This is a genomic window from Streptomyces sp. B15 (assembly GCF_018070605.1).
GTDB lineage: Bacteria > Actinomycetota > Actinomycetes > Streptomycetales > Streptomycetaceae > Streptomyces > Streptomyces smyrnaeus.
The window spans coordinates 13,301-27,758 of record NZ_JAGPXJ010000060.1; the positions used below are offsets into that span (position 1 = coordinate 13,301).

A 14,458-nucleotide genomic window follows, 5' to 3' on the forward strand; every position below is an offset into this window, starting at 1 on the left:
GATGTGTACCTGTTCCTTTCGGCGACCGGTGGGCGCTCAGCGGGCCAGATCGTTCGGCCCGAAGGCGTCCACCAGCAGTTCTGAGAGGGGCCGCACCCCCGAGGGTGCCTCCACCAGGAGGGCGCCGCCACCGTGCTCCCACAGCAGTTGGCGGCAGCGGCCGCACGGGGCGACGACGTGGCCGTCGCCGCCCACACAGGTGAAGGCGACCAGTCGGCCGCCGCCGGTGGCGAAGAGCGCGGAGACCAGGCCGCACTCGGCGCACAGTCCGACCCCGTAGGAGGCGTTCTCCACGTTGCAGCCGGTCACCGTGCGCCCGTCGTCGACCAGGGCGGCGGCGCCTACGGGGAAGCCGGAGTAGGGGGCGTACGCGCGGGACATGGCTTGCCGGGCCTGTTCGCGCAGGGTGTTCCAGTCGATGTCCGCCTTGTGCACGGCGTCCACGCTACGTTCCCTCGCCTCGACGGTACGACTTGCCGATCGCGCGTGGCGCGCGAAGGCGTTGGGCCGCGAGTGAGAGCACCAGCAGCGTGGTGACGTACGGCGTCATCTCGACGAACTCCAGTGCCACGGTGTTGGTCAGCGCGTACCACAGCACGAGCAGCACGGCGATGACGAGGCTGACGGAGGCCTGGATACGGGCGCCGCGCACGCCGCTGCGCAGCTTCCAGACGGCGAGCGCCACCAGCAGGACGGCCATCAGGAGCAGCATGGCGTGCACCGTGGTGCCGCCGCCGACGACCCGCAGCGCGTCCATGAAGCCGAACAGCCCGGCGCCCATGGCGACGCCGCCGGGGCGCCAGTTGCCGAAGATCATGGTGGCGAGGCCGATGTAGCCGCGGCCGCCGGTCTGGTTCTCCTGGTAGATGTGCACGCCCACGGCGAGGAAGGCGCCGCCGAGCCCGGCCAGCGCGCCGGAGATGGCCAGCGCCGCGTACTTGTAGGTGTAGACGTTCACGCCCAGCGACTCGGCGGCCACCGGGTTCTCACCGCAGGAGCGCAGCCGCAGTCCGAACGAGGAGCGCCACAGAACGAAGAAACTGCCGACGAACAGCAGCGCGGTCAGCACCGTCACCCAGGAGACCTCGTGGACGAGGGCGCGCAGGATGCCCGCCAGGTCGGAGACGAGGAACCAGTGGTGCTTCTCGATGCTGCCCAGTCCGTCGGCGAGGCCGGGGACGGTGAGGGTGGGCATGCTGTCCATGGGCGGGGACTGTTTGGCGTTGCCGCCCGCTGCGGCCGCTTCGCTGCCTTCGGCGCCGAACCACAGCTTGGCCAGGTAGCGGACCAGGCCGAGGGCGAGGAGGTTGATGGCGACACCGGAGACGATGTGGTCGACACCGAAGGTGACGGTGGCCAGCGCGTGCAGCAGCCCGCCCAGCGCGCCGCCGATGATGCCGGCGAGGATCGCCGCCCAGGGCCCGTACTGCCAGCCGATCCAGCCGGCGGTGAAGGTGCCGAGCATCATCATGCCTTCGAGGCCGATGTTGATGACGCCGGCGCGTTCGGCCCACAGGCCGCCGAGCCCGGCCAGCCCGATCGGCACGGCCGCACCCAGCGCGGAGGAGAACTGCTGGCTGTTGCTGAGCTGCTCGTCACCGGTGACGGCACGGACGAGCGAGAGCAGCAGCAGGCCGCCCGCGATGAGCAGCAGGACGAGCGGGTAGGACAGCTTGCGCTTGCCGCGGGGGGCCGCGGGCTTCTCGGAGGCGTTCTTGGACGCGGACATGGTGGTGCTCATGCGGTGGTCCCCGCCTTCTTCGCCTGGGTGCTCTCTGCGCTCTTGTCGCCCGGCCCGCTTGGTCCGCCCTGTTCACCGGGGCCGCCCGGCCCACCCGGATCGCCCGGCCCTCCCGGCTCACGGGGTGCGCCCTGGCCGCCCTGGCCGCCCTGTCCGCTCAGTTCGGCGCCGACCGCGCTCTGCTGTCTGCGCAGCACGACCCGGCGGACGATCTCGTACGCGATGACGACGCACAGGACGATGATCCCCTGCATGACGCCGACGATCTCCTGGGCGTAGCCCTCGAACTCCAGCTGCAGGCCCGTGCGCTCCAGGAAGCCCCACAGCAGCGCGGCCAGTGCCATGCCGATGGGGTGGTTGCGACCCAGCAGGGCGATGGCGATGCCGGTGAAGCCGACGCCGGTGGGGAAGTCGGTACCGTAGCTGAAGGACTTGTTCAGCAGTGTCGGCATACCGACCAGGCCGGCGACGGCGCCGGAGAGCACCATGCTGGTGACGACCATCCGGCGGACGCTGACACCGCTGGCGGAGGCCGCCGACTCGCTGCGGCCCACCGCCCGCAGGTCGAACCCGAACCGGGTGCGGCCGAGGACGAACCAGTAGGCCAGGCCGATGACGACGGCGATGATCACGGTGCCGTAGATCGGGTCAGGGGTGGTCGGGATGAGGAAGAAGCGGGCGGCTTCGGGGATGGTCGGCGTGTGGAAGAGGTTGCCGTCCTTGACGGCCAGCTTGTCCTCGGAGAGGAAGTAGCCGATCAGCGAGCCCGCGATGGAGTTCAGCATGATCGTGGTGATGACCTCGCTGACCCCGCGTGTGGTCTTCAGCACGCCCGCGATACCGGCCCACAGCGCGCCGACCGCCATCGCGACGAGGATGATCACGCCGATCTGCAGCACGCCGGGCAGCGCGAGCGCCCCGCCGACGACCGCGGCGAAGAACGCGGCCACCCGGTACTGGCCGTCGACGCCGATGTTGAAGAGGTTCATACGGAAGCCGATGGCCACGGCCGCCGCCGACAGGTAGTACGGGATCGCCTTGTTGATGATCCAGACCTGGCTGTCGCTCTTCGAACCGAAGTCGATCATCACGTAGAAGGCGTGGAACGGGTCCTCGCCGGTCGCCGCGATGACGGCGGAGGAGAGCAAGAACGCCGTGAGGAGGGCGAGCATCGGCGCGGCCAGCGCCTGCAGCACGGCCTGGGCGCTGAACTTTTCCCTGAGACGGCTCATTTGTCGCCTCCCCTCTCGGAGTCGTTGCTGTCGGCGCTCTCGGTACTGCCGGTGCTGTCGGCGTCCTGTGGCTGGTCCGCGTCCTGCGGCTCGCCCGCATCCCGGGGCTCGTCCGGGCCTTGCGTCCCGTCCGCGTCCTGCGGCCCGTCCGCGCCTTGCGGTTGCGCGCCGTCGTCCTCCGGGTGTTCCAGGTGGCCGCTGGCCGCGCCGGTCATCGCCGAGCCCAACTCCTGAGGGGTGACGGTCGCCGGGTCGGCGTCCGCGACCAGCCGGCCCCGGTACATCACCCGCAGGGTGTCCGAGAGGCCGATCAACTCGTCCAGGTCGGCGGAGATCAGCAGCACCGCCAGGCCCTCGCGGCGGGCGGTGCGTATCTGGTCCCAGATCTGGGCCTGCGCACCGACGTCCACCCCGCGGGTGGGGTGCGCGGCGATCAGCAGCTTGGGGTCATGGCTCATCTCGCGGCCGACGATGAACTTCTGCTGGTTGCCGCCCGAGAGGCTGGCGGCGGTCACCTCGATGCCGGGCGTGCGCACGTCGTACTCGGCGACGATCCGCTCGGCGTCCGCCCGCGCCTCCTTGAGGGCGAGCAGCTGGGGCGCGCCGGGGATACCGAGCGCCGGGCCCTTGGCGTTGGGCTTCTCGGTGACGTGTCCGAGGATGCGGTTCTCCCACAGCGGGGCCTCCAGCAGCAGCCCGTGCCGGTGGCGGTCCTCGGGGATGTAGCCGATGCCGCTCTCGCGCCTCGCCCGGGTGGATACGTGCGAGATGTCCGCGCCGTCGAGGGTGATGCTCCCGCCGTCCGGGTCGCTCATCCCCATGACGGCCTCGACCAGTTCGGCCTGGCCGTTGCCCTCCACCCCGGCGACACCGAGCACCTCGCCCTTGTGGATGGTGAAGGAGATCCCGTCCAAGACGGTGCGCCGGCCGCCGTCGGGGTCGGCGGCCGACAGGTGCAGGCCCTCCACGCGCAGCATCGGCTCGTCGGTGACGGTCGACTCGCGGGTCTCGGCCGACGGCAGCTCGCTGCCCACCATCAGCTCCGCGAGCTGCTTGGGCGTCGTCTCCTCGGGCCGTACGGAGGCGACCGTCGTACCGCGCCGGATGACGGTGATCGCGTCGGCGACGGAGAGGACCTCGCCCAGCTTGTGCGAGATGAACAGCACCGTCAGGCCCTCGGCCTTGAGTTCGCGCAGGTTGGCGAAGAGCGCTTCGACCTCCTGCGGGACCAGGACGGCCGTCGGCTCGTCGAGGATGAGGATGCGGGCGCCGCGGTAGAGGGCCTTGAGGATCTCCACGCGCTGCCGGTCGGCCACGCCCAGGTCCTCGACGAGGACGTCGGGGCGTATGCCGAGCTGGTAGGCGTCCGACAGCTCCTTGATCCTCTTCCGGGCGCGGCCACCGATGCCGTACAGCTTCTCCGCGCCCAGAACGGTGTTCTCCAGCACGGTGAGGTTGTCGGCCAGCATGAAGTGCTGGTGCACCATGCCGATGCCGCGCACGATGGCGTCCGCCGGGCTGTGCAGGGCGGCGTACTCGCCGTCGATGCTGATGGTGCCCTCGTCCGGCCGCTGCATGCCGTAGAGGATCTTCATGAGGGTGGACTTGCCCGCGCCGTTCTCGCCCACAAGGGCGTGCACGGTGCCCCGGTCCACCCGGATGTCGATGTCGCGGTTGGCGACGACGCCGGGGAACCGCTTGGTGATGCCGCGCAGTTCGACGGCCGCCGCGGACCCCTGGTCCGCCCCGGACGGCGCGCCGCTGCTGCCGCTGGACTCGCTGGACACTTGACTGACGCGCTCCCTTGCCGGCGCCGAGGCCGGCCGCTGTGGTGCCGCCGTTGCGGACGGGCGTGGCGGCTCGTGGAGAGGAACTGGGGGACTGCGAGCGGCACCGTACGCGGCGAAGTGCTGCTCCACGCGCGTACGGTGCCGCTCCTACCAGGTCACGGCCTGGTCGGAACCTTGACCTCGCCCGAGACGATCTTCTCGGTGGCCTTGTCGATGTCGTCCTTGATGTCGTCGATGAAGCCACCGGACGTGGCGACCGAGACGCCCTTCTCCTTGAGGGAGAAGGTCTGGTTGCCGGTGAGCGGCTTCTTGTCCTTGATGCTCTTGATCAGCTCGAAGACGGCGACGTCGACGTTCTTGACCGACGAGGTCAGGATGGCGTCCCGGTACTTCTCCAGGCCCTTCTGCCGGTACTGGTCGGAGTCGACCCCGATGGCCCAGGCCCCCTTCTTCTTGCTGACCTCTTCGATGGAGCCGCTGCCGGACCCGCCGGCTGCCGTGTAGATCACGTCGTTGCCGCGGGCGAGCATGCCCTTGGCCATCTTCTGGGCGCGATCGGGGTCGTTGAAGCCCTTGTCGTCGTCCTTGTAGAGGTAGTCGACCTCAACCTTGGCCTTCGGGTTGGTGTCCTTGACGCCCTTGACGTAACCGGCCTCGAACTTCTGGATGAGCGCGTTGTCCACGCCGCCTATGAAGGAGACCTTGTTGCTCTTGGTCTTCTTGGCAGCGGCCACGCCGACCAGGTAGGACGACTCGTTCTCGGCAAAGGTCATGCCGACGACGTTCTTCGCGTGGGACCGCTCGTCCACCACGCCGAAGGTGGTGTCGGGGAAGTCCTTGGCCACCTTGTTGACCGACTTGCCGTAGTTGAAGCCGACCCCGATGACCGGGTTGTAGCCCGCCTTCGCGAGGGAGGTGAGACGCTGTTCGCGGGTCTCCTCCGTCTCGTTGTTGCCGGCGGTCATCTCCTTGGTCTTGACGCCGAGTTCCTTCTCGGCCTTGTCGGTTCCGCGGGCGGCCGCCTCGTTGAACGAGTGGTCGTCCCGACCGCCGACGTCGAAAGCGAGTCCGACGCCCTTGTTCTTCTTGCCACCCGACTCCGTAGAGCTCTCACCGCACGCGGTGGCCGTCAGTGCGAGAGCCGCAGTGGCGGTGACGGCGGCAGCCAGCTTTGTTACCCGACGCAACAGGAGTCCCCTTCGAGTCGTGGAGCACCGGTTCCGGCACCGCAGTAGGGTTCCGGCCCTTGAGACGGCCACAGATTAACGCGCGTAGATTTCCAGCAGAAGAAGACGGGAACTGCTGTTATCGGATCGTCGCGAACGGCGCCGACTTCCACGTCACTGCCCCTTTTCTCCCGTTGCGGAAATTCTTCCGCGCCGGGTTCTCGCCGGTTGAGTCGGGGGCTCGCCGGGAGCCGGGGGCTCGCCGGCTGAGCCGGGCCTCTCCGGCCGAGGAGCAGCCGTGACGCGTTCGGCGCCGTCCGGGTCGGGCCGTGGGTCAGGGACGGTGCAGCAGCGCGGCAGCCGTGAACAGTTCGATGCCAGTGGTGATCGCCGACTCGTCCGCGTCGAAGTCGCCCTGGTGCAGATCGCGGGAACGGCGGTCACCGACGGGCCGCACCCCCAGCCGGGCCATCGCCCCGGGCACATGCTCCAGATACCAGGAGAAGTCCTCGCCGCCCAGGCTCTGCTCCGTCGTCTCCACCGAAGCGGCACCCGAGCGCGCCGCCATCGCCTCCCGCAGCAGCGCCGTCGCCGAGGGTTCGTTGACCACCGGCGGAACCCCGCGCACATACGTCAGCTCGCACTTGGCCCGGTGCAGCGTCGCCAACTCGTCGATGGCCGCGTGCACCAGATCGGGCGCCTCGCGCCAGGTCGGCAGATCCAGGCAGCGCAGCGTCCCCGACAGCTCCGCACGCTGCGGGATCACATTCGGTGCGTGCCCGGACTCGATCCGCCCCCAGGTCAGCGACAGCCCAGAGCGGGCGTCCGCCCGCCGGGCCAGCAGCGCCGGCGCCTCGGTGACCAGTTTGGCGGCCGCCGTGACCAGATCGGTGGTCAGATGCGGCCGAGCGGTGTGCCCGCCCGCGCCGCTGAGCACCACCTCCAGCCGGTCGCAGGCCGAGGTGATCGGCCCCGCGCGCAACCCGATCCGCCCCACGTCGACCCGCGGGTCGCAGTGCACCGCGAGGATCGACCCGACGCCGTCCAGCACCCCGCAGTCCACCGCGTCGGCGGCACCGCCCGGCAGCACCTCCTCGGCCGGCTGGAACAGCAGCCGCACCGGACGGGGCAGCGCCCCCGCCCGGGCCAGCTCGGCCAGCACCAGGCCGGCGCCGAGCACCACCGTGGTGTGCACATCGTGCCCACACGCGTGGGCCCGCCCCGGGACGGTCGAGCGGTACGGCACCTCTTTGGTGTCCGGAATGGGCAGCGCGTCGATGTCGGCGCGCAGGGCCAGCATGGGTGGCGGGGCGGCGGGCGCAGCCGGGGACTGAGCCTGAGCCGTGGTGGGGCCCGGCGGGGCGCCCTGGGCGGCGGCACCCGGATCGTCCCCCGCCCCTTCCGCCTCCTGCAGCCCTTCCGGGTGGATGTCGCAGATGAGTCCTGTGCCCATGGCCAGCACCCGAGGACGCAGACCCGCACGTTCGAGCCTGGTCTTGATGGCGGTCGTCGTGCGGAACTCCTGATTGCCCAGCTCTGGGTGCATATGGAGGTCGCGACGGAAAGCAATGAGCTCGCGGCGGAGGGATTCGGTCAGCCGGCCGGGCAGCTCGGGAAGTACGCCGGCGGCCCCGCGTGCGTCTACCTCCGGTGCTGCAGGGGACAGGAGTTCGTTCATGGTCCGAAGAGTAGGCCCCTTGACACCGCAACTGACTAGAGATCCACCAAAGTTCAACCTCCCAGGGGAAGAAAATCTAGGCTGGGCGGCGGTTATGTCCAGATGCGGATGGGTATACCTACGCGTTTTACCGACCGCCGCTCGACGGGGCGTCGTCCGCTCGGCGGTCCTGGGCCGCCATGACCTCGTCCCCGTGTTCGAAGGCCCAGGCACCGATGGCGCCGATGGGGCCGAGCAAGGTGCGGCCGAGCTCAGTGAGCTCGTACTCCACACGCGGCGGAGCCTCCGCATAGGCGTGCCGCTCCACCAGACCGTTGAACTCCAGCCGACGCACCGTCTCGGTGAGCACCTTCGAGCTGATGCCGCCGATGCTCGTGCGGAGCGCACCGTGCCGGCTGGGGCCGTCGCGCAGCGCCCAGAGGACCACGGCGTTCCAGGTGTTGGAGAGCAGGTCGAAGGCGAGGCGGGCCCGGCAGTCGGCGAGGAAGGCATCGGTCGTCGTCACGAACCACATGGTGCCTGACGGACTTCCTAGTGTCCTTGCGGAAGCGGTCGAGCCGAATACGGCCGGGGCCGGAAGCGGTCGAGCCGACCGGGGACGGGCCGAACGCGGCTGGATCGGATGCGGCTGAGCCGGACGGGGTTGGACCGCACGCGGTCGAACCGAACATGGAGAGGAACGTGGGATGAGGATCGGCGTACTGGGCACGGGGAACATGGCGGACGCGCTGGCCACACACTGGGCGCGGGCCGGACACGAGGTGGTCGTCGGAGGGCGGGACGCACAGAAGGCGCGACGGCTCGCGGAGCGTATAGGGCACGGCGCACAGCAGGGGAGTCCGCGGACGGCGGCCGAGTTCGGCGAAGTGGTCCTGGCCGCACTGCCCTACGGCGCGGGGCAGGAGGTCGCGGAGGAGTTGCGCGCGGCCCTGGACGGGAAGGTACTGCTCGACTGCTCCAACCCGGTCGGGCCCGAATTCGGGCTGCTGACCGGTGACGGCCCCTCGGCCGCTCGGCGACTGGCGGCGGCAGCGCCCGGGGCACATGTCGTCAAGGCGTTCAACCTCTGCCATGAGGACGTATGGCGCATGCGCCCGCCGGTCTTCGACGGGCGGCCGCTGTCGGTTCCGATCTGCGGGGACGACGCGGCAGCCCTGGCGCTCGTCGAGGAACTGGTGCGCGACGCGGGCTGTGAACCGGTGACCGGAGGCGGCTTGGAGCGGGCCGGGCTGCTGGAGGCGACCGCGGCACTCTTCATCGGGCTGTGGCTCGGAGAAAGGGCCGACGCACAGGCGATCGCACCGCCGTTGGCCTATGCGGCCGGGCCGCGATGACGAACCGGACGGGCGACCGACCGGCAGCTCGCGCCGGCGGTGGCCCGCTCGCCGGACTCACACGCTCTGGCCCGGCGGGGAAGGGAGGGCGGACGGAAGCCGGCGGGCTCCTCGGGCCGTACCGGTGACACCGGCCAGGAAGCCCTGGGCCCGGGGAGAGGCGGTCCGCGACAGCCACTCCGGGTCGATGTCGCACACGGCCACGGTCACGGCGGTGCCCGCCAGCGCCAGCGGGAGGGTGTGGACGACGGTGGAGGGGAAGCTGAGGATCGTACGGCCGACCGGACCGCGGCGGGCGACCAGTTCGAGCGGCAGGTCCGGGCGGACGATCTCCAGCCCGGTGGCGGCGCTGACCTGCTGAAGTTTCTCGCTGCTCTCGCGACGGTGGGCGAAGTAGCGGGTGGCCCCGTACTCGCGGGCCAGTGATGTGACGGCCTCCAGATAGCGCTCGGTGTCCACCACGCCCGTCTCCACCAGGGAGGTGCCGACCAGATCGGCGCCCTTGGTCAGGCGCGGGGGCCCGAACCTGGCGCGGGTCCAGGCGAACTCGTTGGCCGTCACGACCACGTTCTCGGGCGGCTCCACCGGCATCGAACTGAACACCTCCACCGGCCGCTTGCCGTCGGCACGCGGGGTGAGGCGGCGGCGTGCGCGACGGGAGACCGGCGCGAACAGCAGCCCGCGCGCCCCGCCCCGCATGCCGCGTCTGTGCCAGCGCACGAAGCGTTCACCGCTCGCCAGTTGGGCGACGAACTCCATCGTGGCCGTGCCGTCGTCCACCACGGTGATCCGCCGCTCGGCGCGGGCGGGGGTGAGGGCGAGCAGCAGCTGGACGTAGCGCGAGAACGGATCGCCGATCACCAGCGTCCGGGCCCTGCGCAGCCTGCGGGCGAGCGCGAGGAGGCTTGCGACGGCACCCCCCACGCCGTCGCGGGCCTCCTGCCAGCTCACCGCGATCCCCTCGTCACGGGCCAGCTCGGCCATCCGGCGCAGCTGCCCCCGGGTCATGGGATCGCGCGGGGGCAGCACCACGAGGGTGAGGGGGGTTGCCGTGTCGGGCGCCGGATGGTTGTGCGCCCATTCGAGGACGTTGAGGAGCTGGACGGGGCTCTCGACGAAAGCGAGGGCCCCGTCCCGCATCCCGGGGTTGGCTCCGCCCCCGGGGTCTGACTCTGCTCCGGGACGTGGGCCTCGGCCTCGGTGTTGGCCGGGGCCTTGGTGTGGGCCTGGGCCCGGGACCCGTCCCGGGTCCTGGCCTGGGGTTTGGCCTGGGTCTTGGCCGGAGCAGTTCGGCGCTCCTTTTGCGGAGCGGCTACGGGACATGTGCGCATACGCTCCGTTCCGCTTGGAGGTCGGGGATGGGAGGGGTGGGGGTGAGGCGGGCGCCGGAGGCAGGGCGATGCCGCGTCAGACCGTGACCGGCTCGCGGGCCCCGGTCTCCTCTGCCGCCGCAGCCTCCTCGGCCACGACGCCCTTGACGCGGCGCAGCTTGCGCATCGGCGCCAGCTCGCTGTCGTAGACCTTCTTCACACCGTCGCCGAGGGACTCCTCGATGGTGCGGATGTCCCGCACCAGGCGCTGGAGGCCCTGCGGCTCGACGGAGGCGGCCTGGTCGGAGCCCCACATGGCGCGGTCCAGGGTGATGTGCCGCTCCACGAAGACGGCGCCGAGCGCGACGGCGGCGAGGGTGGTCTGCAGCCCCGTCTCGTGGCCGCTGTAGCCGATCGGAACGTTCGGGAACTCGTCCTGCAGGGTGTGGATGACCCGCAGGTTCAGCTCCTCGGCCTTGGCCGGGTAGGTGGAGGTCGCGTGGCAGAGCACGATGTTCTCGCTGCCCAGCACCTCCACCGCGTGCCGAATCTGCTTCGGCGTGGACATCCCGGTGGAGAGGATGATCGTGCGGCCCGTGGCGCGCAGGGCACGCAGCAGCTCGTCGTCGGTGAGCGAGGCGGAGGCCACCTTGTGCGCCGGCACGTCGAACTTCTCCAGGAACGCTACGGCTTCCTCGTCCCACGGGGAGGCGAACCAGTCGATGCCGCGCTCGGCGCAGTGCTCGCTGATGGCGCGGTAGTCGTCCTCGCCGAACTCGACGCGGTGCCGGTAGTCGATGTACGTCATGCGGCCCCAGGGGGTGTCGCGCTCGAGGTCCCACTGGTCGCGCGGGGTGCAGATCTCCGGCGTCCGCTTCTGGAACTTGACCGCGTCGCAGCCCGCCTCGGCGGCGGCGTCGATGAGGGCGAACGCGTTGTCGAGGTCACCGTTGTGGTTGATGCCGATCTCGCCGGTGACGTAGACGGGGTGGCCCGGCCCGACGGTCTTCGTACCGAGGGCGCGGAGGCGGGCGTTGTTGGGCTGGGCGTTGCTGAACATGTTCACCATTTCCGGGGGTTTCTTTCTTGGGTGGGTGCAGAGGGTCAGTGGTTGTCTGCGGGGGTGGGTGGTGAGGCGATCGGGGTAGGGTTCGCGCTGGTCAGGAGGCGGCGGGTGTGGGCGTCGGGGGCTCCGCGGGCTTTCCTTTGTGGGTGGGCCCAACCAGGGAGCAGACGCGCGCCCGCCCCCTCACAACTCCGCCCCCACCAGCCACCCCGCGATCTCGCGCACGGCCCCCGCTCCCCCGCCCCGCGTCGTGACGGCCCGCGCGGCGGCGCGCACCACGTCATGGGCGTCGGCGACGGCGACGGGCCAGCCGGCGAGCGCGAAGCACGGCAGGTCGTTCGCGTCGTTGCCCGCGTACAGCACGCGCTCGGGCGCGATTCCCTTCTCCTCGCACCACTGCTTGAGCGCGAGGTCCTTGCGGTCGATGCCGTGCAGTACGGGAAGCCGCAGCTTGGCCGCGCGCGCCGCGACGACCGGGTTCGTCTCCGTGGAGAGGATCAGCACCTCCAGGCCGGCCCGGCGCAGCGCGGCGATACCGAGTCCGTCACCGCGGTGCACGGCGACGGTCTCCCGTCCCTCGGCGTCGATGTAGACCCGGTCGTCGGTCTGGGTGCCGTCGAAGTCCAGTACGACCGCGTCCACGTCCTGACGCGTCGGCAGCGCGCCCGGTCCGTCACGGCGCGCGTCCAGCAGGGGCGCCAGCGCGCGGGCGCGGGCCAGGTCGTGCGGGTCGTCGATCTCCAGGACGCGGGCCGGGTCGGTACGGACGACGGCCGTCCGCCCGAAGAACCGGTGGCCGGACTCCCGGAACCCCATGGCGTCCATGGCGTAGGCGGCGCCGGTCTCCAGCAGGTCTTCCGGCCGGTCCTGGCGTCGGGGGCGCACGGCGCGGTCGTGGTTGACGCCGTACGCGCTCCCGTTCACGCCGGAAGCCCCGTCCGAACCTTTCGCGCCCGCGGCGGGGGCTGCGGCCCCCGCAGACGCTACGGACGCTGCCGTCCCCGCAGCCGTCTCCCCCGAACCGTCGTCCGACGCCGGGGTGCCGTCGCGCCATACGAAGCCATGGAACGGTGCCACCGTCAGCGCGCTGTCGGCGCCCTCGTCGATGACGGCCGCCGCCACCTGCTCGATGTCCTCCCTCACGAGGAAGGGGCTGGTGCACTGCACGAGCAGCACCGTCTGCAGCGGCCTGCGGTGCCGCTTCTCGTACACCTCCATGGCGTGCAGGACGGCGGCCTCGCTGGTGGCCAGGTCGCCGGCGATCTCGGCGGGCCGTTCGACCACCTCGGCGCCTGCGGAGCGGGCTGCCTCGGCGATGGCGGTGTCGTCGGTGGAGACGACGACATCGGTCACGTTCCGCGCGGCCAGGCACTCGCGGGCCGCGCGGGCGACGAGCGGAACGCCCGCGACCGGGGCGAGGTTCTTGGCGGCCACACCCTTCGACCCGCCCCGGGCGGGTATCACCGCGAGCACGGCGGGGTTTGGGGACATGCTGGCTCCTGAGTGAGGCAGGGACTCGGACAAGGCAGGGGGTTCCGGCAAAACAGAAGAAGCAGAAGAAACCGAAGGATTCAGCGCCCCCGACGACCCCGACGCCTCCGAACCGGCCGGGGCCCCTCCAGGACCGGGGCCCGGCATCACAGTTCGCCCGCCTTCCGGATCAGCGGAGCGACCCGCTGGACGCCGTGCCGGTAGGCGCCGCGGGCTGCTTCGCGGACGACGCGCCGTACGACACCGCGCCCGGCGGCTGTGAGGCCGCCGGCGGCTTCGAGACCGTCTGCCGCGCCACCGGCCGCGCCGCCCGACGTCGAACCGTCCGGTTCGAGGCCGTATCGGCGCAGGATGCCGGGCAGATAGCCGGGGGCGGTCCGGACGGTGTAGTACGGCGCGAGGGGCGGCAGCCCGCGGCTCGCCGAGCGGGCGACGAGCGTGGTCACACGCTCGCGTGCGGTCGCGAAGCCGTCCTGGCCGCGTACGCCCTGCCGCAGTGCCCACTTCTCGTCGGCTTCCGGCAGCAGGCCGTCGTCGAGTTCGTCCCAGGAGGCGAGGCAGCCGGAGCCGGTGAAGTAGTGGTTGCCCAGGGCCTCGCGGACGCCGAGGTCGGTGAGGACGGCGGTGGGCAGCGATCGGTGCAGGGACTCCAGCGCCGCGGTGGAGCTGACGGTCACCAGCAGGCCGCCGGTGTGCTGTGCCCGGTCGAGGATCTCCCCCATGTTGCCGTAGACGAGGCGGCAGTTGGGCGGCAGTCCGCCGTCGGCGCCGTCGCGTCCCCCGGGCAGCTTGCGGACGAGTTTCTGGTACGGCAGTTCTTCGATATGTGTGGTGTGCTCGCCGGGCTTGCTGCGCAGCTTGATCAGTACGTCGCGCTCGGGGTGCCGCAGTGCGTGGCCGACGGCTCGGCGCAGCAGGTAGGCGCGGTCGGCGCGGCCGGCCGGAACGGAGGGCTGCACGGCGAAGACGACCGTGAACGGACCGTCCGCGGCATCGTCCGCGGCGCCTTCCGCCGGCTTCTTGGGGCTTCCGGTCCCCTCCAGGAACGGCAGCGCGCACTCGACCACGCTGTCGGCGTCGGCTCCCACGCCCTCGTACACGGCGCGGAAGCGGTCGGCGTCGTACGGCGAGTTGGCGAGGACGAGGTCGGCGCCGTGCCGCAGCAGCAGCCCGTCGGCCAGCTTCTCGTAGACGACGCCGACGTAGCCGGTGACGACCACGGGGCGGCGGCGCGCAGGCCCTCCTGCGCCGCCCGCCCCACCTCGCGCGCCGCCTGCCCCGCCGCCTGCGCCTGCGCCGGTTTCCGCGTCACTCGCCCCGGCGGTCCGCCCCGCTTCCCCGACGCCCTGAACCGCTCCGCCGGTGAGGGCCCGGCCCAGCCCGTGCAGCATGGCCTGTACGGCGCCGCCGACACAGGCGAGGACGATCACGTCGTAGGCGTCCGGCGCGACGGCCGCCCGGAGGAACTCCGCGGTGGTGACCTCGCGCAGAGTGGCCACGGTGACGCCGACCTCGGCGAGCTGGCGCGGGGTGGGCGTGGCCCGGCCGCGCAGCAGGAGGCCGTCGATGGCGGCCTCGGGCGCCAGCCTGCGGGCGGTCAGCACACCCCATTTCCACCGGGTGTCGGAATCCGCCAGAACGGCTACCCGG

Annotated in this window: 12 protein-coding genes; 1 reads left to right on the top strand and 11 read right to left on the bottom strand. The window is 71.3% G+C overall.

From position 1 onward, the window contains the following. Window positions 1–36: 36 nt before the first annotated feature. From KBY19_RS24255 to KBY19_RS24285, 7 genes are all read right to left on the bottom strand, one after another. Window positions 37–444 (bottom strand): cytidine deaminase, encoded by a 408-nt coding sequence (locus KBY19_RS24255; RefSeq protein ID WP_099883601.1) that lies wholly within the window; start codon window positions 442–444, stop codon window positions 37–39. Window position 445: 1 nt separating this feature from the next. After that, on the bottom strand, window positions 446–1,741 hold the full coding sequence (locus KBY19_RS24260; protein ID WP_099883600.1) for an ABC transporter permease: 1,296 nt from the start codon (window positions 1,739–1,741) through the stop codon (window positions 446–448). After that, window positions 1,738–2,973: an ABC transporter permease gene (locus KBY19_RS24265; protein ID WP_210966708.1), complete on the bottom strand. Its 1,236-nt coding sequence runs from the start codon at window positions 2,971–2,973 to the stop codon at window positions 1,738–1,740. Before KBY19_RS24265 ends, KBY19_RS24260 begins: the two co-directional genes overlap by 4 nt. After that, window positions 2,970–4,688 carry an ABC transporter ATP-binding protein gene (locus tag KBY19_RS24270; RefSeq protein WP_210966721.1) on the bottom strand — a complete coding sequence of 573 codons (1,719 nt, stop codon included), beginning with the start codon at window positions 4,686–4,688 and terminating at the stop codon, window positions 2,970–2,972. The genes KBY19_RS24265 and KBY19_RS24270 overlap by 4 nt, the downstream gene beginning before the upstream one ends. Window positions 4,689–4,918: 230 nt before the next feature. Continuing rightward, window positions 4,919–5,950, bottom strand: a complete 1,032-nt coding sequence (locus tag KBY19_RS24275) for a BMP family protein (protein ID WP_099883598.1) — start codon at window positions 5,948–5,950, stop codon at window positions 4,919–4,921. A 313-nt stretch (window positions 5,951–6,263) separates the two neighbouring features. Then, window positions 6,264–7,607, bottom strand: a complete 1,344-nt coding sequence (locus KBY19_RS24280; RefSeq protein WP_210966709.1) for an amidohydrolase — start codon at window positions 7,605–7,607, stop codon at window positions 6,264–6,266. Window positions 7,608–7,734: 127 nt separating this feature from the next. Further along, complete coding sequence (locus KBY19_RS24285) at window positions 7,735–8,121, bottom strand: helix-turn-helix domain-containing protein (RefSeq protein WP_099883596.1); 387 nt, start codon at window positions 8,119–8,121, stop codon at window positions 7,735–7,737. A gap of 172 nt (window positions 8,122–8,293) precedes the next feature. Here KBY19_RS24285 and KBY19_RS24290 point away from each other — a divergent pair, with 172 nt between their 5' ends. Further along, a complete protein-coding gene (locus KBY19_RS24290) occupies window positions 8,294–8,941 on the top strand; it encodes an NADPH-dependent F420 reductase (protein WP_210957165.1) in 648 nt (215 codons plus the stop codon). A gap of 57 nt (window positions 8,942–8,998) precedes the next feature. Here KBY19_RS24290 and KBY19_RS24295 read toward each other — a convergent pair whose 3' ends face one another. From KBY19_RS24295 to KBY19_RS24310, 4 genes are all read right to left on the bottom strand, one after another. After that, complete coding sequence (locus tag KBY19_RS24295) at window positions 8,999–10,081, bottom strand: hypothetical protein (RefSeq protein ID WP_210966710.1); 1,083 nt, start codon at window positions 10,079–10,081, stop codon at window positions 8,999–9,001. 267 nt (window positions 10,082–10,348) lie between these two features. Then, the gene (locus KBY19_RS24300) at window positions 10,349–11,320 is read right to left on the bottom strand and encodes an N-acetylneuraminate synthase family protein (protein WP_180289737.1); all 972 of its coding nucleotides are present in this window, start codon (window positions 11,318–11,320) and stop codon (window positions 10,349–10,351) included. Window positions 11,321–11,500: 180 nt separating this feature from the next. Then, the gene (locus KBY19_RS24305; protein ID WP_210966711.1) at window positions 11,501–12,808 is read right to left on the bottom strand and encodes an acylneuraminate cytidylyltransferase; all 1,308 of its coding nucleotides are present in this window, start codon (window positions 12,806–12,808) and stop codon (window positions 11,501–11,503) included. A gap of 146 nt (window positions 12,809–12,954) precedes the next feature. Further along, entirely contained in the window at window positions 12,955–14,445 is a 1,491-nt protein-coding gene (locus tag KBY19_RS24310; protein ID WP_210966722.1) for a DUF6716 putative glycosyltransferase, read from the bottom strand. Window positions 14,446–14,458 lie beyond the last annotated feature (13 nt).

Bases quoted from the DNA above. Each gene is read 5' to 3' on its own strand.
- KBY19_RS24260 (WP_099883600.1), bottom strand. From the start codon at position 1,741: ATGAGCACCACCATGTCCGCGTCCAAGAACGCCTCCGAGAAGCCCGCG.
- KBY19_RS24265 (WP_210966708.1), bottom strand. From the start codon at position 2,973: ATGAGCCGTCTCAGGGAAAAGTTCAGCGCCCAGGCCGTGCTGCAGGCG.
- KBY19_RS24280 (WP_210966709.1), bottom strand. From the start codon at position 7,607: ATGAACGAACTCCTGTCCCCTGCAGCACCGGAGGTAGACGCACGCGGG.
- KBY19_RS24285 (WP_099883596.1), bottom strand. From the start codon at position 8,121: ATGTGGTTCGTGACGACGACCGATGCCTTCCTCGCCGACTGCCGGGCC.
- KBY19_RS24290 (WP_210957165.1), top strand. From the start codon at position 8,294: ATGAGGATCGGCGTACTGGGCACGGGGAACATGGCGGACGCGCTGGCC.
- KBY19_RS24295 (WP_210966710.1), bottom strand. From the start codon at position 10,081: ATGCGGGACGGGGCCCTCGCTTTCGTCGAGAGCCCCGTCCAGCTCCTC.
- KBY19_RS24300 (WP_180289737.1), bottom strand. From the start codon at position 11,320: ATGGTGAACATGTTCAGCAACGCCCAGCCCAACAACGCCCGCCTCCGC.
- KBY19_RS24305 (WP_210966711.1), bottom strand. From the start codon at position 12,808: ATGTCCCCAAACCCCGCCGTGCTCGCGGTGATACCCGCCCGGGGCGGG.